The sequence below is a fragment of the Pseudoalteromonas lipolytica genome (assembly GCF_900116435.1).
GTDB lineage: Bacteria > Pseudomonadota > Gammaproteobacteria > Enterobacterales > Alteromonadaceae > Pseudoalteromonas > Pseudoalteromonas lipolytica.
The window spans coordinates 146,308-166,520 of sequence record NZ_FPAZ01000012.1 but is presented as its reverse complement, the minus strand read 5'-3'; the positions used below and the strand labels follow the sequence as shown (position 1 = coordinate 166,520).

21 protein-coding genes and 2 tRNA genes are annotated in these 20,213 nt (G+C 43.0%); 17 read left to right on the top strand and 6 right to left on the bottom strand.

Annotated elements, in window-relative coordinates; genetic code table 11:
• The coding region (locus BM378_RS14015) for an ISAs1 family transposase (protein ID WP_143104587.1) at positions 1-325 on the top strand (325 nt) is incomplete at its 5' end.
• Between the two features lie 294 nt (positions 326-619).
• Here BM378_RS14015 and BM378_RS14010 read toward each other — a convergent pair.
• Complete coding sequence (locus BM378_RS14010; protein WP_074989422.1) at positions 620-1,309, bottom strand: hypothetical protein; 690 nt, start codon at positions 1,307-1,309, stop codon at positions 620-622.
• A 763-nt stretch (positions 1,310-2,072) separates the two neighbouring features.
• Between BM378_RS14010 and BM378_RS14005 the strand changes: the two genes are divergently transcribed.
• Together BM378_RS14005 and BM378_RS14000 are read left to right on the top strand one after the other, a co-directional pair.
• On the top strand, positions 2,073-2,393 hold the full coding sequence (locus tag BM378_RS14005) for a helix-turn-helix domain-containing protein (protein WP_007146795.1): 321 nt from the start codon (positions 2,073-2,075) through the stop codon (positions 2,391-2,393).
• Complete coding sequence (locus tag BM378_RS14000; RefSeq protein ID WP_007146796.1) at positions 2,386-3,615, top strand: type II toxin-antitoxin system HipA family toxin; 1,230 nt, start codon at positions 2,386-2,388, stop codon at positions 3,613-3,615. Before BM378_RS14005 ends, BM378_RS14000 begins: the two co-directional genes overlap by 8 nt.
• Positions 3,616-3,836: 221 nt before the next feature.
• On the opposite strand, the gene BM378_RS13995 is transcribed toward BM378_RS14000, so the two are convergent.
• The 3 genes from BM378_RS13995 to BM378_RS13980 form a co-directional block, all read right to left on the bottom strand.
• A complete protein-coding gene (locus tag BM378_RS13995) occupies positions 3,837-4,175 on the bottom strand; it encodes a hypothetical protein (RefSeq protein WP_074989421.1) in 339 nt (112 codons plus the stop codon).
• Position 4,176: 1 nt separating this feature from the next.
• Positions 4,177-5,433 (bottom strand): tyrosine-type recombinase/integrase, encoded by a 1,257-nt coding sequence (locus BM378_RS13990; protein ID WP_007146798.1) that lies wholly within the window; start codon positions 5,431-5,433, stop codon positions 4,177-4,179.
• 351 nt (positions 5,434-5,784) lie between these two features.
• Entirely contained in the window at positions 5,785-6,282 is a 498-nt protein-coding gene (locus BM378_RS13980; RefSeq protein WP_074989419.1) for a CHASE3 domain-containing protein, read from the bottom strand.
• Positions 6,283-6,561: 279 nt separating this feature from the next.
• Between BM378_RS13980 and BM378_RS13975 the strand changes: the two genes are divergently transcribed.
• Entirely contained in the window at positions 6,562-7,893 is a 1,332-nt protein-coding gene (locus tag BM378_RS13975; protein WP_074989418.1) for an ABC1 kinase family protein, read from the top strand.
• A 21-nt stretch (positions 7,894-7,914) separates the two neighbouring features.
• Here BM378_RS13975 and BM378_RS13970 read toward each other — a convergent pair.
• Positions 7,915-7,991: transfer RNA gene (locus BM378_RS13970), tRNA-Pro, on the bottom strand.
• A 103-nt stretch (positions 7,992-8,094) separates the two neighbouring features.
• Positions 8,095-8,712 carry an arylesterase gene (locus BM378_RS13965; protein WP_074989417.1) on the bottom strand — a complete coding sequence of 206 codons (618 nt, stop codon included), beginning with the start codon at positions 8,710-8,712 and terminating at the stop codon, positions 8,095-8,097.
• On the opposite strand from BM378_RS13965, the gene BM378_RS13960 reads away from it, so the two are divergent.
• From BM378_RS13960 to BM378_RS13900, 13 genes are all read left to right on the top strand, one after another.
• On the top strand, positions 8,713-9,432 hold the full coding sequence (locus BM378_RS13960) for an ABC transporter ATP-binding protein (protein WP_036967761.1): 720 nt from the start codon (positions 8,713-8,715) through the stop codon (positions 9,430-9,432).
• The gene (locus BM378_RS13955; RefSeq protein WP_065978521.1) at positions 9,422-11,923 is read left to right on the top strand and encodes an ABC transporter permease; all 2,502 of its coding nucleotides are present in this window, start codon (positions 9,422-9,424) and stop codon (positions 11,921-11,923) included. Before BM378_RS13960 ends, BM378_RS13955 begins: the two co-directional genes overlap by 11 nt.
• Positions 11,924-12,049: 126 nt before the next feature.
• Positions 12,050-12,574: a crossover junction endodeoxyribonuclease RuvC gene (gene ruvC / locus BM378_RS13950; RefSeq protein WP_036967765.1), complete on the top strand. Its 525-nt coding sequence runs from the start codon at positions 12,050-12,052 to the stop codon at positions 12,572-12,574.
• Position 12,575: 1 nt separating this feature from the next.
• Positions 12,576-13,196, top strand: a complete 621-nt coding sequence (gene ruvA, locus BM378_RS13945) for a Holliday junction branch migration protein RuvA (protein ID WP_036967766.1) — start codon at positions 12,576-12,578, stop codon at positions 13,194-13,196.
• 7 nt (positions 13,197-13,203) lie between these two features.
• The gene (gene ruvB, locus BM378_RS13940; protein WP_036967767.1) at positions 13,204-14,208 is read left to right on the top strand and encodes a Holliday junction branch migration DNA helicase RuvB; all 1,005 of its coding nucleotides are present in this window, start codon (positions 13,204-13,206) and stop codon (positions 14,206-14,208) included.
• 255 nt (positions 14,209-14,463) lie between these two features.
• Complete coding sequence (locus tag BM378_RS13935) at positions 14,464-14,706, top strand: hypothetical protein (protein ID WP_036967770.1); 243 nt, start codon at positions 14,464-14,466, stop codon at positions 14,704-14,706.
• A 478-nt stretch (positions 14,707-15,184) separates the two neighbouring features.
• Positions 15,185-15,889, top strand: coding sequence for a protein TolQ (gene tolQ, locus BM378_RS13930; RefSeq protein WP_036967773.1), 705 nt, complete (start codon positions 15,185-15,187; stop codon positions 15,887-15,889).
• The gene (gene tolR, locus BM378_RS13925) at positions 15,876-16,310 is read left to right on the top strand and encodes a protein TolR (RefSeq protein ID WP_036967776.1); all 435 of its coding nucleotides are present in this window, start codon (positions 15,876-15,878) and stop codon (positions 16,308-16,310) included. Before tolQ ends, tolR begins: the two co-directional genes overlap by 14 nt.
• 2 nt (positions 16,311-16,312) lie before the next feature.
• The gene (tolA, locus tag BM378_RS13920) at positions 16,313-17,251 is read left to right on the top strand and encodes a cell envelope integrity protein TolA (RefSeq protein ID WP_036967778.1); all 939 of its coding nucleotides are present in this window, start codon (positions 16,313-16,315) and stop codon (positions 17,249-17,251) included.
• Between the two features lie 9 nt (positions 17,252-17,260).
• On the top strand, positions 17,261-18,619 hold the full coding sequence (tolB, locus tag BM378_RS13915; protein ID WP_036967780.1) for a Tol-Pal system beta propeller repeat protein TolB: 1,359 nt from the start codon (positions 17,261-17,263) through the stop codon (positions 18,617-18,619).
• Positions 18,620-18,653: 34 nt separating this feature from the next.
• Positions 18,654-19,196 carry a peptidoglycan-associated lipoprotein Pal gene (gene pal, locus BM378_RS13910; RefSeq protein ID WP_036967784.1) on the top strand — a complete coding sequence of 181 codons (543 nt, stop codon included), beginning with the start codon at positions 18,654-18,656 and terminating at the stop codon, positions 19,194-19,196.
• Between the two features lie 12 nt (positions 19,197-19,208).
• Entirely contained in the window at positions 19,209-19,967 is a 759-nt protein-coding gene (ybgF, locus tag BM378_RS13905; RefSeq protein ID WP_036967786.1) for a tol-pal system protein YbgF, read from the top strand.
• 168 nt (positions 19,968-20,135) lie between these two features.
• Positions 20,136-20,211: transfer RNA gene (locus BM378_RS13900), tRNA-Lys, on the top strand.
• The last annotated feature ends 2 nt before the right edge of the window (positions 20,212-20,213 follow it).

Genomic DNA, 20,213 nt, shown 5'->3' with positions numbered 1-20,213 from the left:
AGAGCGAGAGCGCCACCTTAAAGACAAAGAGGTGAGCACTGAAACGCAATATTACATCAGTTCACTGGATATTGACCCCGCTGCGGTCAACCAGGCTATCCGAGCACACTGGGAAGTCGAAAATAAAGTCCACTGGGTGTTAGACGTGACGTTTAAAGAAGATGATAGCCGAATACGCAAAGAGGACGGAGCGGAAAATGTCGGAGTGATTAGGCGATTTTGTTTGAATATGGCTCGTTTACACCCCAAGAAAGCCAGCATGAGAAGCAAACTCAAAATGGCTGGCTGGGCCGATGAATTCAGAGCAGAGCTTATTTTTGGGTAAAAGTATGCGGTTGCCCTGGTGGATCAACACGAGATGGTACGAATAGATGGCCATTTTGCATTGTTAATATTAAAATCGCACCAACAACACCCCTCGCGCTACCCGTTAGATCAGCGCCCTGTGAGGGGTTACTCGTTTCTTGAGATTGTGATTTCGGGTAGTTTGTAAGAGATAAGCCCCAGTCTTAACGGCGACTGAGGCGCAGCCGCGAGCCAAAACGCTAGGTAAAGGCGCAACCAGCTTTAAATAGCTTGAGTGAAATTGTGGTTTTCTTCAAAACAAATATCAAGTTATTTAGCCTTGTTGTTGAGTTTTGTTCTCGTTACCAAAGCATTTGCTCGTAATCCACACATCATTCTCTGGCCCACAAAGGTGGTGCAGCAGCGCTAGGTTAATCTGGTGGCTGATCACGTTGCCGTTTCGTTTTTGGCTTTCTTTTCTCAAACCTCTCAGTAATAACCCCGTACATGATTTGTCCATTAGCTCTGGCGAACTGGGCAGGCAAAAGGCGCTGTTTTGCTGTTTGGGGTGCAAGGTAGCGCGTTTTCCTGCTTTAGATAAAGGCGTAATGCACCAAAAAATACGGGCGTTGGCCGGTGTGTTTACGTGCAATGTGTTGGTTTGGCTCGTGCCATCCCTATATGTAGGTAACAAATGTGCTGGTAACAAAACCAACCCGCCTTGCGCGTGGCCATCAACCTCAGGTAAAGGTAGCCAATAGAGGTTTGGCCATTGCTCGGGGCTTTGCCATTTTTCTACGATCACTTGCGCGCCAATGCTATTCAGCCATTGGTGAATCGGGCAGCCTGGGTGCGCTTGTTTAACGCGCGGTAACTGATAGGTTAGCCAGCGGGTTAAGCGTTCGGCGGCATTATCGCACTGGCTTAGTGCCGGGTAGAGGGTAAACGCGCCATGTCCAACCAGTAAAGCGACCACCTGCTGTATCCATTCTCTATCCCAATCGTTACCACTTGCCCATAACACGTCACTTATCACCTTGTTGGTTTTTCATGTCGTCTATTTTCAGTCGTCGGGTGCAGATGCGGTGGTGAAATAGATGAAAGAAATGGCCATCAAACTAACCAGTCAAATCAGTTTTTTCTGATGACCTGTGCGCTGCTAACTGTTTGATATACATAGTCCAATACGGTGCTGTTTGGCGGCATTTGGCTAGTGCAAAAAAATCGAGACGCCAAACGATCGTTTGCATTCTGGGTTTAAAAAATCAAACGGTTTGTACTTTGATGCCGAGGTTGATTTAGGGTGCAAAAAGTGCGAAACCTTTCTTTAAGCCAGTACCGGCAAGGCCTAGCAGCGTTGGATTTCAATCGAGAAGCCAAACAGTAAGTGGTCTAATTTCCCTGTTTGGCGTTTCGATCCAAAAGCCAAACGGATAGTGGTTTTGGCGTATGGGGGTAAAGGCATGGGGAAGTGTGTGGCGGCTGTTGAAACTCATGGATTAGCAAATGAGGCATATAGGGGGATTGCATCAGCTGATCAAAGTAAGTAGTTGGGTTGGTTGATTCAGCTTAAATCTGGATGTGGTATTTTGTAAGCAAGCTATTCAAATTACAGCCCATTGTCCCAACTGCCCACGGTAAGTGAGCGCGCGTTACAAGTTATCTATAATTGCATATTAGAAAGTGCTTTTTGATACATAATAGCTAATCATTCTTGTGTTTGCGGGATTGCGGTGATATGTTTTTGTGTATAATTATTCTTAATTGATGCATTAAGGCGTATCGAAATGAGTTATGTAACAGAGCAGATACTAGAAAGTCTTCGAGAAGCTCGGGTACGCAAGGGGTTTAGCCAAAGAGAGTTAAGCGCACGGTCGGGTGTACCGCAAAGCCATATTTCGAAAATCGAGTCTGGCGGTGTTGATTTAAGAATATCCAGTTTAATTGCACTTGCCCGTGTACTCGACCTAGAGCTATTGGTTGCGCCTAAAAAGTCCATTCCTGCCATCAAGTCAATCATTCGAAGTGGCCAAGGTATTAACGGCATCAGCGACGAGGGTGAGCCAATGTCGCCCGCATATCAGTTAGAGGAAGACGACAATGACTAACCATGTCTCTACGCTCAACGTGTTGCTCTACGGGGAACCTATCGCAACGATCACTAACGTGGGCAATGACAGAACGCTTTTTGCCTTTATGGATTCGTACATTAATGACGAATCGCGGCCCGTGTTAGGGCTGGGTTTTAAAGATGCACTGGGTGGCTTATTGACTAATTTTAAACCGACCCAAACCAAGTTAACTCCGTTTTTCTCTAACCTTTTGCCAGAAGAAACCATGCGTCATTACCTGGCTGAGCGTGCCGGAGTGAATCCAGCACGGGAGTTTTTTCTATTGTGGGTGTTAGGACAAGATTTAGCAGGTGCGATCACGGTTGAACCTGCTGATGGCGAAGCGCTGCCGCCTAATGTGCATCAAGACATTGACGAAGAAACGAAAATTGAAGCGCCGATGCGCTTCTCATTGGCGGGTGTGCAGTTGAAGTTTTCAGCTGTACAACAGGCAAACGGTGGTTTGACTATTCCAGTAACCGGCCAAGGTGGCTCTTGGATTGTGAAATTGCCATCGTCTCGCTTTGACGCTGTGCCAGAAAATGAATATTCGATGATGGAATTGGCTCGCATGTTGGGGATGGATGTGCCAGAAACGCAGCTACTCCCGATTAACCAGATTGCTAATATCCCAGATGGTATTGGTAAATTTGGCGATGCTTTTAAAAATGCTCAGGCGTTTGTGATCAAGCGCTTTGATCGTGCAGGTGATCAAGCCATACATATTGAAGATTTTGCGCAAGTGTTTGGCGTCTATCCTCAAGATAAATACAAAAAAGCCAGTATGCGCAATATTGCTCAGGTTATCGGCATCGAAGGTCAAGACGAAGACATTGCAGAATTTACGCGTCGATTGGTGTTCAATACCCTAATTGGCAATGCGGATATGCATCTGAAGAATTGGTCTGTGATTTACAAAGACAAGCGCGCAGCATCGATTGCGCCTGCCTATGACTTTGTCTCGACCATTCCTTATATCCCCGATGATAGTGCATCGCTGAAGGTGAGTCGTAGCAAGAAATTCAGTGATTTCACGCTGGATGAGCTGTCACACTTGGCGGCTAAAGCCATGCTGCCAGAAAAATTGGTGTTAGATACTGCCAAGCAAACCGTGGCAGGCTTTCATGAAATCTGGGCGAAAGAAAAAGCGCATTTACCGCTCACCAAGTCGATGATTGAAGCAATTGAAACACATTTGCGAAGCATACCGCTACGCTAAAATGAGAACCGACGCGTACAGAAATGCAGAGGCGCCGGTCATAGTGGTTTGAAAGCTGTGTTTGAAAGGTATGTTTGGTGACTTGTGTTGTCAATCAAAGCCCCGATTGCCCCACTCCTTGGGGCGGTTCAAATCCCTTTTATTCACCTTCTAAAGCTTGTATATCAAGTGTTGCCCCATTGTCCCAACTGCCCACGGTAAGTGAGCAAATGGGGGGGTTGTTAGTTTCGCCTGATGGGCCTTTTCGGCATGCGGCTGCGTTTGCCATCGAAAAAGGCTAATACTCTGAACCAATAGAGTGATTCTTCATAACCCAAGCTGTACGTTGGGCGTGCAGGCGGGATAAGCCCCAGTTTGCGTCCTAGGCTGACAATCACGTAGAACGTGAGTTTTAGCGCCAGCCAAGGGGCGAGTACCACCAATGTCGACAGGCAATACCGAGTAAGTGCGTAGCCTATACCATGAGGTTGATCGAGTAAGGCAATGCCAATACACCAACCAAGGCCTGCCAGCATGGCTATTGGAAAGGTAATGGGGGCGAGTCGCATCATCAGTTGCATGTTAACGCCCTCCTGTGTTGTGCTGTGAAGTGTGCTCAAAGTTCACCAGCGGTTCAACCACATCAGCCACGGTTTGATGGGCAATACGGCGCTCTTCAAAGTAATCGTGTCGGTCGTAGATGCCCTCAACGCCTTTTAGCTTATGGTTAAGACAGCGTTCGGCCACGTTGCCTGCGATACCCAAAGAGGCGGCAAGGCTGCGAAAGGTGCGGCGCAAATCGTGTACGGTGAAGTGTTCAAGTTTGCCCATTTTATTGGGTGGCTGTTTTTTGCGACCCGGTTCTCGACCAAAGAGTTTAGAAATGGCTCGGTTCAGCGTATCTGGCCCCATATGGGGACGATGGCTTGCTCGTCTGGCCGGGAAAACATAAGGCGAGCCACAAGCGCGGATTTGCAGCTCGTTAAACCAAGCAATGGCTTGGCGCGGTAAGGGGATGCTGATTGGCACGCCGGTTTTGCTGCGTTCTTTGGGTAGATCCCACACGCCCGTGGTTAAATCCATTTCACGCCACATGGCTTCGCACAGTTCGCTTTTGCGCACGCCCAACACCAAAAACAGGCAGCAAGCGAGGTAGTTATCGCGACCAAAGCTATTGATATGGGTATGAAACACGCTAAAGGCGTAGTGAATTTCCTCTTTGCTGAGCATCCTGTCTTTACTGGACTCCACGCCACCGGCATCGTCCACGGTAAATGCTGCGGCGGGGTTGTTCAGCGTTAAGTCGAGCTTTATCGCATGTCGAAACAACTGCTTCATGTACATTAATGTGTCGTTGGCGATGGTAGGGCGGTTACTTTCTCGAATGCGCTCTAATACTTCTCGTACATGTGTGGGGCGCACTGCTTGGATAGGGAGTTGACCAATCACGGGTGCAATCTCTTTGGTAAAAACACGTTTGGGTATATTTGGGTGTTTTAATCGGCGACTTAAGTCTTTGGCATACCAGTCTTGAAACAGCTGGCTGACATTTTGGATCTCTGGGATGGTTTCAATAGCGCGAATTGCTAATGGATCTTCACCTTGCTGAAGTTGTAGCTGCATTTTAGACGATTCAAGTCGAGCCTCTGCTAAGGTCATGCTTGGATATTGACCGAGCGTGGCTTCTCGTCGTCCGTTTAGGCTGGTATACCTTAGCATCCAATACGGCATGCCAGATTTTCTTACGCAAAAATATAGGCCATTCCCATCACTGTATTTTTTGTTTGCTGTTGCGGTGCGAGCATAAGACTGCACCTGAGTTGCGGTTAGTTTTGCCATCGTTTGTTACTCTATATTCCTAAGAAATCGTTAAAATTTGCTCACCATTGCCCACCACTGTTTGTTTATCGATTGGTTCGATAGTTGAGTGATTGAACAATCTGCAAGCAGCACGATAAGTGGAGATGGCATAAGGCGGTGGTGAGATAGATGCAAAAATCTGCTCACCAGATGCCTTGACTTTTTGCTTATTGAGTCAAAAAAACAGGGCTTGCCCACCATTTTGCCCACCACTTAAACAGCAACTGGTAACGGACATCTGCAAACCGATTTGGACGGGAAAAATAAAAAAGCCCTGTATTTACAAGCAAATAACAGGGCTTTTAAGACATTCTTGGACGGGTAAAAAAACTATTCGATATTTTGAAATTGTTTTATTAACGCCTCAATTTGCTCCATTAACGCTTTACCTTCGTTGGTGTAAACAATGCTTTTTGCCTCTTCGGCTGCATGGGGCGTATTTTGTTTTATTAAATTAATCGTTAAGTTCAGTTCGGCGAATTTTTTCTCAATCAATGCATCAAGTTGTGCAAGGTTTTGTTGCTGTTTTTTGTCATTCAGAGTCAGCTTATTGAGTATTAGGAATTGTTCTTTCGTTTTTTCTAAACCACGGTAGTAGGGATCAAGATAATTGAGGTTTTCTGTTAAAAGATAACCTCTTTGGCCCGTTTCAGCATTAATAATATGATTATAGAGTCGTTCAGATTGATCAATAATTTCATGAGTATGATTAAGTACATCAAATTTTAAACGGCCTTCTCTGTCGAGAATAAAGACAATAAAAGTGTTTATCAAAACGACAATAAACAAAGTGCTCAATAATAATATTAATTGTGTTCTAAGAGACATTGAGAGGCCAGAGCTGAGAAATGAGTAATTTATAATAATAAAGTATTGTCGATACTTAGAAATTTTCCAATTTTCGCCTCAATTTAGTGGCTTAAAATGACGTAGTTTGAGTGATAAATGACGAAATCACTTTTATCTTGACTACAAGTTAATTGATTTTTATAGCGTGTATTGTGTCGTGTTTAAAATTACATACATTGTTAAAGCTCAATACAAAGGGGATCTAAAGTTCTTTTACTTACGTATTTAAAACATGATACATAAAATACGTGACACCCTATGACTATTAAACAAAGTGCGGTGCCTACATCAAGGTTTTCAAGGGCTGCAAGCCTTGGTGCTTTAGTCTCGAAAGTGGCGGGAAATATGCTGTTTTCAAGTGCAAAAGCATGGGTCGCTGGCAAGGAAACCTCTCGTCAAGAATTATTATTACAGCCTAAGAATATTCAGCGTCTTACCGAGCAGCTTGCCCATTTCCGTGGTGCAGCAATGAAATTAGGCCAACTGTTGTCGATGGACAGTGGTGAGTTACTTACGCCCGAATTGTCGGCTATTCTCGCTCGATTACGTGCTGAGGCGACACCTATGCCACACAAACAGCTCGTACAGGTAATGCGCAACCATTGGGGGGATGCGTGGCTAGAGCACTTATCACACTTTGAATTACGGCCGTTCGCTGCTGCGTCGATAGGGCAAGTGCATATTTCCTACACTGAAATGGGGAAAAAACTGGCGGTGAAAGTTCAATACCCAGGCATTGCAAAAGGGATTGCCAGTGATGTTGATAACCTTGCTTATCTACTCAAAATAAGTGGCCTGCTCCCAAAAAATGTGGACCTGCAACCCCTTATTGATGAAGCTAAACAGCAATTGATAAATGAAGCAGACTACGAACTTGAAGCACGATACCTAACACGTTATCGCGCTTGCTTAGCCGATGATGAAAACTACGTTATTCCAAAAGTGGTTGATGAGCTCAGCTCAAAGCAGATACTAGTCATGCATTTTGTTGAAGGGCAAGAGATAGAGGCACTTGTAGATGCACAGCAAGCGTTAAGAAACAAAGCGGTAGAACAGTTACTGCGTTTGTTTTTAAATGAGCTATTTACCTTTAAGCTGATACAAACAGACCCTAACTTTGCCAACTATCAGTATCAAATGGACCAGCAGCGTTTAGTGTTATTAGACTTTGGCGCAACACGTGAATTACCTCAACATATAAGCAATGGTTATTTGCAATTATTATCAGCAGCCGCCAAAAATGACAGGGCAGAAGTTGCATCAGCAGCCAAGCGTATCGGGTATTTTGGGCAAGAACTAGCGCAAGAATACATTGATAACGTTGTCGATATTTTTCTACTCGCGTGTGAGCCACTTAGCTGCCAAGGCGAGTACGATTTCGCTAAAAGCGATTTACCAAAACGCATCAAAGAACTCGGTCTTGAAATGAGCACTGCATCGCAATACTGGCATGCACCACCAGTTGACGCACTATTCGTACACAGGAAGTTAGCTGGGTTGTTTTTAATCGCTGCAAAGTTAGGCGCAAAAGTAGATGTGAACCAAATATTCACTGAGTTTAAACTGCAACGCAATAAAGAAAGCGATTAGAGATACAGTGGGGGAGGAAAATGGTCGGCATAGCAGGATTTGAACCTGCGACCCCTGACACCCCATGACAGTGCGCTACCAAGCTGCGCTATATGCCGACATTTGAGGCAATAGTACGTCTTTTTTTATAAAAATCAATACACCTGTTGTCTGATTGCTTGTTTATTGTTCATTTTAAGCAATAAAGACAGAGGCTAGGTGTTAATCTAGCCAATCATTGATCGTTTTATACATGAAATCACGTATTAATGGTTGGGCATCAGCGTTTGGGTGTAAATTGTCGTTTTGCATGAGCTCCGGGCGACCTGCTATGTCTAACATAAAGAATGGCATAAGTTCGCTGTCGGTTTCATTGGCAATACTTTCAAAGCTGTCGGTAAATAACTTAGTGTAGCGGGGGCCATAATTTGGTGGAATCTGAACTTCCATCACGGCAGTTTTGGCACCTGCTTGTTGGCTTTTGTTAATTAAATCACGTAAGTTAGCGTGTAAACGTTTGATTGGAAAACCACGTAAACCGTCATTTCCACCAAGCTCAATAAGTACATGAGTGGGTTCAAATTCGGCTAGCAGGGTATCGAGTCGTCTAAGTGCTCCGCCAGTTGTGTCACCGCTAATGCTTGCATTAACTAAGTTAACAGGTTGGCTTTTTTCATCGTACTTATCTTGTAACAATTTAACCCAACCTTGCTCTTGTTTGAGGCCGTAAGCGGCGCTTAAACTGTCACCTAAAATTAAAATTGTGTTGTCAGCTGCTGCCGTAAGTGGTTTGATTACTAACAGTAAAACGAATATAAAACGTAGGATTGGATGCATCATATGTCAGCGCTTTCTCAATTAAACATCATTCAAGTTAATGGACTTACTAAAACAGTCACCACAGTGGAGGGTGACCTAACCATCCTCAGTGACATCAGCTTTAATGTCAAGTCGGGCGATTCTGTTGCCGTTGTTGGCACATCGGGCTCGGGTAAGTCTACGTTACTGAGTTTATTAGCAGGTCTTGACCAGTCAACCAGTGGCAGCATTCATTTAGACGGCGCTGCATTGCACGATTTAGATGAAGAAGCCCGCGCGGCATTACGCGCTGATAAAGTGGGGTTTGTGTTTCAGTCTTTTATGCTTGTGCAAAGTTTAACCGCGCTTGAAAATGTGATGCTACCGGCAGAGCTTGCAGGTAGTAAAAATGCAAAACAACAAGCCCTAGAGTTACTCGAAAAAGTGGGTCTTAGCCACCGTGTGGGGCATTATCCTTCGCAACTTTCTGGTGGTGAGCAACAGCGTGTTGCAATTGCGCGTGCATTCATTGGTACGCCTAAAATTTTGTTCGCGGATGAGCCCTCAGCAAACCTTGATAGCAAAAATGGTAGATTGATCGAATCTTTGCTTTTTGAACTGAATAAAGAACACGGTACCACGCTTATTTTAGTAACCCATGACGAACAGCTTGCTGAAAAATGCCAACAAATTTTACACATTGAAGCAGGTCAATTAGTAACAGTAAAAGAGAGCGAAGAGGTGCAAGCGAATGTGGGCTAAGTTAGCACTTAAACTGTTTTCCCGTGAGTTTAAACGGGGTGAATTAACGGTGATCAGTGCAGCTATTGCTTTGGCTGTGCTCACCGTATTAACGCTTTCTATGGTAACAGACCGAATTGGTCAAAGTATTGCGCAAAAAAGTAGTGCCTTTATCGCTGCGGATCGTGTGTTGGCCAGTAATCATCAGTTACCAACAGAGTATTTGCAAAAAGCGCAGGAACAGAGCTTACGCACTGCAAAAATTACGTATTTCGATACCATGCTATTTGCAGGTGACGAAATGCAACTTGGCTCAGTAAAGGCGGTTTCTGATAGTTATCCATTAAAAGGCGAACTTAAAGTAAAAACACGCTTAACTTCAGATGCTATTGTTACTGACGAAGTGCCAAAAACAGGTGAGGTATGGCTTAGTGAGTCGGTGTTTTATGCGCTTAATATTCAGGTTGGTAGTCAAGTTGAGCTGGGCGCTGCAACGTTTACAGCAAGTCGAGTGGTTGCCGAAGAACCCGATGCTCCTTTTAATGTTTTTTCCAGTAGTCAACGCATTTTAATTAATGAACGTGACATAGACGCGACACAGGTGATCCAGCCGGGGAGTCGCGTGTTTTATCGTCAATTGTATGCCGGTGAGCAAAGTGACTTAGACACCTTTTATGCTTGGCTTAAACCCCAAATGAAAGAAAACCAACAGTGGTATGGTGTTAAAGACAGGCAATCACCTATTGCGAACAGCTTAAATAGAGCGGAGAGCTTTTTATTACTGGCAGGTTTGTTAGGTATCATTTTAGCGGCAGTGGCAATTGCGGTATCGGCAAAACGCTACTGTGAAAGGCAATATGACCCAGTCGCAATGATGAAAACTCTTGGTGGCAGTAGGGCAACTATCCGTAAAATTTACTTATTACATTTAAGTTTAGTTTGCACAATGTCGGTCATTTTGGGGTTAGTTATTGGTTATTCTTTACAAATGATAGCCAGTGATTACCTTGCTCAGTCAATGGGCACAGAGCTGCCAAGCGCATCGGCAAAACCTTGGCTTATCGCAGTCAGTACAGGTGTGATTTGTGCCGTTATGTTCTCGATTAAGCCGCTGCTGGATTTATTTGATATTCCCCCATTGCGTGTACTTCGTCGCAACTTGGGTGACCGTTTATTAGTGAGCAAAATTCACCTTGCAATGTCGGCGCTAACGGTGTTTTTGTTAATGTGGTTGTTCAGTAATAACATTAAAATTACGGCCATTTTATTTACCTCAACAGCGTTTTTAATCGTGGTGCTATTTGGTCTATCGAAGCTTATTTTTGGTGGGGGTCGTAAGCTAGGCTTAAGTCCTGGTAATAGTTGGTCTTTAGCGATTGCTTCAATTCAAAAGCGAGCGAACGTAAACGCGGTGCAGCTTATAAGCTTTGCGCTTGCTATTAAATTACTGTTGTTTTTAATCGTACTTAAAAACGACATGATTTCAGATTGGCAGTCACAATTGCCAGCCGATGCGCCAAACTCATTTTTAGTGAATATAACAGAAGCTGAGCTTGAACCTATCACGTCGTTTTTAGCAGAGCGTGACATGCCTACGTCAGATTTTTACCCGATTGTTCGTGGTCGTGTTAATGCCGTTAATGGTGAGCTGGTGGCTCGCGAGGTATCATTAGAAGACAATGAGAAAAAAGATGAAGAAGCACGTTCAGGTATTGGCCGCGAGTTAAATCTTACGTGGCGCGCTGAGCTACCCAAGCAAAATGAGTTAATTGACGGTACATGGTTTACCGAGAACTCAGTGGCAGAGGCGTCATTAGAAGAGTCAATGTTAGCGCGTTTAGATGTAGAGTTGGGCGATACACTCACCTTTTTAATTGGCGCTCAGTCATTCGATGCCAAAATTACCAGTGTACGTAAAGTAAATTGGAACACCTTAAAACCGAATTTCTTTATTATTTTGAGCCCCGATGTGCTGCAAAGTTTCCCTGCGACGTATATTTCATCGGTGCGTGTAAATAAAGATCAAAAGCGAGAGTTTAGTGAGTTATTACGTCAATACCCAACGGTGAATGCGATTGATGTTGAAAGCTTTATTAAGCAAATACGCTCAACAATAGAGCAAGTATCGTTAGCGATTGGCTTTGTACTCGCGATTGTTGTTGCGTGTGGTGCTTTAGTGCTTATTTCGCAAGTGCAAGCCAGCCTAGGTGAGCGTATGCAAGAAATTGTTATTTTGCGTACACTGGGCGCTAAAGGGCGATTAATTAAAAACGCGACCTTGTATGAATTTTTATTATTAGGCTTTACGGCCGGTTTAGTCGCGGCTGTTGTCAGTGATGTTGCTTTGTTAATTGTACAAAAACAAATGTTCGAATTAGCAGGTAAGTTGCATCCACATATTTGGTTAATAGGCCCCGCAGCAGGTGGGTTATTTGTTGCGTGTTTAGGGTATTTAATGATAGCGCGTACCATGCGAAAAAATACTCAAGGTTTACTGCGGTCGCTAGGATAAAGACGATGTTTAAAAAATGCTCGCAATTGCGGGCATTTTTTATGAACTGCAATTAGTTACTGGTAATTTATACAGTGCTCTGGCATTATTAAATGCAGATGATGATTTTATAAATGGGTCAGTTAGTTGGCGATTATTTTAGGGATTGATCCTGGTTCACGATTAACAGGTTATGGGGTAATAGCCCACCAAGGTACTAAATTTACTTATTTAGGGAGTGGCTGTATAAAGCTTGCTGATCACGACTTTCCTATACGCTTAAAAATGATTTATCAAGGTGTTAGCCAATTAATTGAACAGTTTTCGCCTGATAATTTTGCCATTGAAAAAGTGTTCATGGCACATAATCCTGACTCAGCACTTAAACTTGGTCAAGCCCGTGGGGCCGCCATAGTCGGTGCGTCAATGGCAGAGTTGCCCGTATTTGAGTACTCAGCCAGACAAATAAAACAGGCGGTCGTGGGGAATGGTGGTGCCGATAAATCGCAAGTACAGCATATGGTTAAAAATATTCTAAAACTGCCGGGAACCCCGCAAGCCGATGCTGCCGATGCGTTAGCAATTGCCATTTGTCATGCTCACTCAGAACAAAATTTAATTAAACTTGCGGGCAGCGCGAGCAAAACCGTAAGAGGACGATTAAGGAAGTAATATGATAGGTCGATTAAATGGGTTACTTGTTGAAAAGCAGCCACCAGAAATACTTATAGAGGTAAGTGGTGTCGGTTACGAAGTGCAAATGCCAATGACCTGTTTTTATGATTTACCCAATGTGGGTGAACAAGCGGTTATTTATACTCATTTTGTTGTTCGCGAAGACGCACAGTTATTATTTGGTTTTAATAATAAAACTGAGCGTGCTTTATTTAGAGAGCTGTTAAAAGCAAATGGGGTAGGCCCTAAACTTGGCCTTGCCATTTTGTCGGGCATGTCGGCGCAGCAGTTTGTTAGTTGTGTTAACAATGAAGATGCGACAACCTTGGTTAAACTGCCTGGGGTGGGCAAAAAGACTGCAGAGCGCTTGGTACTTGAAATGAAAGACAGGCTAAAAAATTGGGGTAATGACTTATTCACACCATTTAGCGATAATGCCATTATTGAGCCTGCAAGTAATGATACGCTAGTAGCGAATAATGCTGCGGATGATGCTGTATCGGCACTTGAATCTTTAGGCTATAAACTACCGCAAGCGCAAAAAGCGGTTAAAGCTGTAAATAAACCAGGTATGACAACAGAGGTTCTTATTAAAGAAGCTCTAAAGTCAATGTTGTGAGTACACCATGATTGAAGCAGATCGCTTAATTGATGCGAGTGAACAAAGTAATGAAGACAGTGTCGATCGTGCAATACGTCCAAAACTATTAAACGACTACACAGGCCAGCCGCATGTTAAGCAACAAATGGAAATTTTTATTGAAGCCGCTCGTCATCGTGGTGAGGCGTTAGACCATTTACTCATTTTTGGTCCGCCGGGTTTGGGTAAAACAACACTGGCTAATATTGTAGCGAATGAGCTTAATGTAAACATTAAAACGACTTCAGGGCCGGTTCTTGAAAAAGCGGGCGACTTAGCCGCGCTATTAACTAACCTTGAAGAAGGCGATGTACTGTTTATTGATGAAATTCACCGCTTAAGTCCGCAAGTAGAAGAAATACTTTACCCCGCAATGGAAGATTATCAACTCGATATTATGATTGGTGAAGGTCCTGCGGCACGATCAATTAAGCTCGATTTACCGCCTTTTACATTAATAGGGGCTACAACGCGTGCTGGCTCGTTAACATCGCCATTGCGAGATCGTTTTGGCATTGTGCAACGCTTAGAGTTTTATTCGGTTGAAGATTTATCAAAAATTGTTGCCCGCTCTGCTCGATATTTAGATTTAATCATGTGTGACGAAGGCGCCGTTGAAATTGCTAAACGCTCACGCGGTACACCACGAATAGCAAACAGACTTTTGCGCCGAGTACGAGATTACACGCAAGTTAAATCAGACGGTAAAGTAAATGCCGAAGTCGCTGAACAAGCACTTGATATGATCGATGTTGATAAAAGCGGTTTTGATTACATGGACCGAAAATACCTTCTTGCCATTATCGAAAAGTTTATGGGTGGCCCCGTGGGTCTCGATAATTTAGCGGCTGCCATTGGCGAAGAAAAAGAGACTATTGAAGATGTCATTGAGCCATTTTTAATTCAACAAGGATTTATTCAACGCACGCCCAGAGGGCGACTCGTTTCTGATATTGCCTACCTTCATTTTGGTCTTACCCCAGATAAATAACAAAACCCCGCTTAGCGGGGTTTTTAGTTTTTAGACGTTAGATATTAGAAAGTAGATATTAGAAGGTAGATACTAGAAGGTAGTACTGTAGCGATTAAATATAAAAAAGCTTGCCTAAGGTTAATGTGGATTTATTTTGCACAAACCACAAACCACAAACCACAAACCACAAACCACAAACCACAAACCACGATTGATGGTCTCATTTTAACATCTGTAATTCACATGCTGTTAAGTTATCTGTAGGTATTCTCATTGACGTTTGTGCAGGCAAAAAAAAGCCCGCATAAGCATGCGGGCAAACAACAAGTTGAAGGAAGTAATCCAGGGAACTACGGTTTTCTTAAAGAGGTTTTATCCTGTTTAAGTCAACCAAGTGCAATACGAAACTTCATATTGCAAAAAACGGAGCTTAATGAAAAAACTTTCAAAGGTTGCAGCTCGGTATGGGGAAATGATACGCAATGGTGGATTTTTCTTCAAACTAGAAAAATTTAATTTTCAGATAAAAAAAACTAATGTGAGTGAATTGTTGGTTTGTTTTCTTTTTGTTCACTTATTGAGTGTTTTTACTTTAAGTTTATGAATAAAATGATTTTTATAATATCAACAAACATTGTTCAGGATTAGTTTAAGTATTCTGTAGTAGATTTGCAAAACATGTTTTGGGTGTTTATGCGTAAAATATGAATAAACGCCGTATTTTATGAGGTTTTGCTATATTTTTAGTTGCCTAATGGTGGTACTCATTTTTGCAGTGAAAACACAGCAAAAATAAGTTTTTAAAGGATTGTGAGCAAAAAATAGCTAAGCTGAGTGCTTTTCACCGTTATTTGCCGCTATTTCACAGCAAGAGCGTTGTCAGTTCATTATTGACTAGATACACTAGATGTAACTTTTGGCCAAGTTTGTGGTCAATAAATGCAAGTGTAAAAAATATAACAAATTATATAGAAATCTATTTTAGGAGTTTAACGTGGGATCAGGGCTTAACTTTTTAGATCTTATTCTAGAAGCCAGTGTACTTGTCCAATTAGTGATGTTGGCATTAGTGGGTATGTCGGTCATGTCATGGGCAATTATTTTTCAACGTAAAAAAGCGATTTCTGATGCATTAAATGGCGCAAAGCGTTTTGAGCAAAAGTTCTGGTCAGGTGTTGATCTTAGTAAATTATATAATGAAGTGTCTGCCCGCCCAGGCGGAGCTTCGGGCGTTGAAGCTCTTTTTGTTGCCGGTTTTAAAGAATTTGCACGCCACAAAAAAAATACGTTCCAAAGTGCCAGTATCGTTATGGAAGGCACGCATCGTTCAATGCGTGTTGCTTTGTCGCGTGAAGTTGAAAAATTAGAATCTAGTTTATCGTTTTTGGCGACCGTTGGTTCTATTAGTCCTTATATCGGCTTATTTGGTACTGTATGGGGTATCATGAATGCATTTATCGCACTAGGTGAAGTGAAACAAGCTACATTACAAATGGTTGCACCGGGCATTGCCGAAGCACTTATTGCAACTGCAATGGGCTTATTTGCGGCAATTCCAGCCGTTATTGCTTACAACCGTTTTGCAAATAAAGTAGAAAAGCTGGAGGGTAATTATATTAACTTCATGGAAGAGTTCGCCAATATTTTACACCGCCAAGCAGCTACGCAAATAGAGGCAAAAGCGAATGTATCAGCGTAAAAAACGTCGCCCAGTAGGGGAGATAAACGTAGTACCTTACATTGACGTTATGTTGGTACTACTTATTATATTTATGGCAACAGCCCCATTAATTACTCATGGGGTGAAAGTAGATTTGCCAAAAATGGAAGAATCTGATCTTGTCGATACAAAAGATACACCGCCTATCATTGCGTCAATTGACGCTGAAGGTAAGTATTATGTCAGTATCGGCACTGACCCAGAAGCACCGATGGAAGCATTAGACGTCGCTGCTGTGATTAAATTACAGTTGCAAAAAAATCCCGATACTCCGGTTATGATCAAAGGTTCAGGTCGTGTATCTTATCAAGAAGTATTGTTGTTAATGGATTTTCTTAAAAATGCAGGGGTGCCTTCAGTTGGCCTTATGACCGAATCGTTTGAGGGGAATAAAGGCTAGTTATGGGTGCATCAGTAATAAAATCAGTTCTTTTGCACTTGGCAATTGCAGGTTTATTAGTGGCGACAGCCAATTTTCATATGCCAGCACCAAAAGTAATGGAGGTGACTTTAAACCCTGCATTACCTGAGCCTGAAAAAGCGGTGTCAGCTGTCACGGTTGATCAGCAGAAGGTTGAGCAAAAGATTGCCGAGCTAAAAAAGCAAGAAGAAGCTAAAAAGCAAGCAGAAGCAAAACGTATTCGTGATTTAGAGCGTCGTGCTAATGACGCGCGTAAGCAACGTGAAGCTGAAGACCGCCGTTTGAAAAAATTAGAACAGCAGCGTCGTGCGAAAGAGAAAGAAAAAGCCGAAGCTGAAGCTCAAGCAAAGAAAGCGCGTGAAATTCAAGAGAAAGAACGTGCTAAAGCGCAGCAAGCTGAAAAGCAAAAGCAAGAAGCCGAAGCAGCAGCAAAAGCCGCGGCACAGAAGCGTAAAGCCGAAGAAGAAGCATTGAAAAAAGCGGAAGAAGAGCGCAAGCGCAAAGCTGCAGAAGCTGAAGCTGAACGTAAACGCAAAGAGGCTGAAGCAGAGCGTAAGCGTCAGCAGGCATTGCAAGAGCAAATGCTCCAAGAGCAACTGGCTGCAGAACAGGCTGCACGTGATAAAGTGCGTCAGCAGCAGGTTGTTGGCGAAGTTGAGAAATATAAAGCGTTAATTATGGCGCGTATTCAGCAAAACTTCTTAAAAGATGAGAAGATGAAAGGCAAAGAATGTCGCCTTAATATTCGCCTTGGCTTTAATGGTTTGGTGACCCAAGTTAAATCATTGGGTGGAGATACGTTAGTATGCGAAGCTGCGATGCGCGCAGTGCGTATGGCCGACACGCTACCTGTATCACCAGATCGTGAAGTATTTGAGCAATTAAAAAATATTAATTTAACAATAGCGCCTCAATTTTAAAGGAATGATATGTTTAACCAGATAAAAACAGCATGTTTTATTGTATTACTGGGCTTTCATGGCATTGCCAGTGCTGCATTAGAAATCGTGATCACCGATGGTATCGATGGTGCGCGCCCAATTGCGGTTGTGCCTTTTAAATATCAAGGTGTGGGTCCTATCCCTGAAAAGTTAAGTTCAGTGATTGCTGCCGATTTAATGCGCAGCGGAAAATTTAAGCCGATCGACGTTAATACTATGCCTCAGCTTCCTGCTAAAGATTCAGATGTTGATTACGGCGCGTGGGTTAATAAAGGTGTCGAAGCTGTGTTAGTGGGTGAGGTAGAGCAACAACCTAATGGCCGTTACCGTGTTAAATATGAACTTATTGATGTGATTCGTGGCCAAATTACGGGCGGCGAAACACAATTAATGAGCAACGGTAAATTGGTTAAAAGCCAAGATCATATTTTAGATGCACGTGAAAGTGTTATTGGTGAAAATGGTTTTCGTCGATACGCACACCGTATCAGCGACGTGGTTTACGAAGCTCTTACGGGTGAAAAAGGCGCATTTTTAACAAAAATTGCCTATGTCATTGTGCGTGAAAATGACGCTAAACCTTATCAATTGGTGGTTGCTGATTATGATGGCTTTAATGAGCAAGTGTTGCTTCGCTCTAAAGAGCCGCTTATGTCACCAGCGTGGTCGCCAGATGGGACTAAGTTAGCGTATGTAACGTTTGAAAATCGCCAAAGCCAAATTTACATTCAAGACTTATATACAGGAAAACGCGAACTAATTACCAGTCACCCTGGTATTAATGGTGCGCCTCAGTTTTCTCCTGATGGTAAAAAACTACTGTTAGTGCTATCAAAAGACCGTAATGGCGCAACAGAAGTGTACTTATTAGACCTTGCAACACGCAAAGAAACTCGACTTACAAATCACCGCAGTATAGATACTGAACCATCATGGTTTCCAAATGGTCAAGATATCGTGTTTACCTCTGAAAGGGGTGGTAATGCTCAGATTTATAAGTTAAATTTGCAAACAGGTAGGTCAAAACGAATGACCTTTGATGGTGACATGAACTTAGCAGGTTCGGTTTCACCGGATGGAAAAGAATTAGTGATGGTGAACCGTACAAACGGTCAATACCATCTTGCTAAGAAAGAGCTAGCTACAGGTGCGTTCCAAGTATTAACGAGAACACGCCTAGATGAATCGCCGAGTATTGCACCCAATGGCTCGATGATTATCTACAGCACGCTTCATAATAATAAACAGGTGTTAGCGTTAGTTTCTATGGATGGTCGCTTTAAAGCACGCTTACCTGTGCTAGACGGACAAGTTAAGGCACCGGCTTGGTCGCCTTATTTACAGTAATTTTACTGGTTTACTCAATATAGGAATCAATTCAATGCAACTTAATAAAACTTTAAAAGGCCTGCTAATTGCTGTGCCAGTGATGACTTTAGCAGCATGTAGCTCTTCTTCAGGTGTTGACGAAGGTGCTGCAAACCAAACAAACCAAGGTGCGGTTGAGCAAGCAAACAACAATGATACAGTTGAAGTTGCAACGCTTACTCCAGAGCAACAAGCTGAAGAAGCACTTCGTGAAAAATACGAAGCGTTACGTCAAGAACAAATCATCTACTTTGGTTTTGATAACGCTAAAATCCAAAGCAAATACGCTGAGCTTCTACAAGCACACGCTGAGTTTTTAGTACAAAACCCTTCAGTTAAAGTACTAATCGAAGGTCACGCAGATGAGCGCGGTACGCCTGAATACAACATCGCATTAGGTGAGCACCGTGGTCAAGCAGTAGAAAAATATCTACAAAGCTTAGGTGTTTCTGCTAGCCAAATGTCGGTAGTGAGCTATGGTGAAGAGAAGCCAATGGTTAAATCTCGCACTGAAGAAGCGTTCGCTAAAAACCGTCGCGCAGTATTAGTTTACTAAGAAAGAGACATTATGAAGCCGAAAATTATTTTGGCAGCAATGATCTTAAGCGGGAGCACCCAGTTATGGGCTGCTCCCGCTCCTGTTTCAGAAGCTGCAAGCTCGCAATCGAGCATAGAGAAGCGTTTAATCGCATTAGAAAACATGATGAAGTCACGTAATTTATTGCAAGCTGAGCTTCAGCAGCAGTTGAATATATTACAAGACGAAGTGAGTCAGGTTCGTGGCATTACTGAAGAGCAAAGCTATAAGCTTGAAAAAGTGCTCCAACGTCAACGTGAGCTTTATCAAGAAATTGAGAATCGCGTTAGTCAGGCCTATTCTCAGCCTGCGGCAGCAACTCAGCCAACGAACACTTACACAGATATAAATGCATCACAGACTATCAGCTCAGACTTATCTGAAAATGAAGCCTATGAGCGTGCTGTGGCGCTAATTATGAAAGATAAGCGTTATGAGCAAGCAATACCTGAGTTCCAAACATTCTTAACGACTTATCCAAATTCAGTGTATGCGTCAAACGCGCATTATTGGTTAGGGCAGCTTTTAACAATTCAAAACGATCCCGCTGCTGCAACTAAACACTTTAAAGTGGTTGTGAATGAATTTCCGAATTCGAATAAACGCCCTGATGCTATGTTGAAGTTAGGCAACTTACTTGTTGATCAAGGTTTAGGCGAACAAGCCCTTAAAACCTTTAATGATTTAATTAATCAGTACCCAAGTACAACCGCTGCTAAATTAGCCACAGAACGTCTGTCGCAACTGTAGATTTGACCTGATTAGACTGCTTTTTGACTTAAGCGGTCTAAAATTAGGCAACTAGACATAAAAACTTAAAAAAAGAGATATTTTCTGTTGCACTCAGCATTTAAATAAGTATTATAAGCGCCCGCAGCAGGCGATTGGTAACAACAGCCAAAATGCGGCTAAAAGAGCGGGTCATTAGCTCAGTTGGTAGAGCAGTGGACTTTTAATCCATTGGTCGATGGTTCAAGTCCATCATGACCCACCATT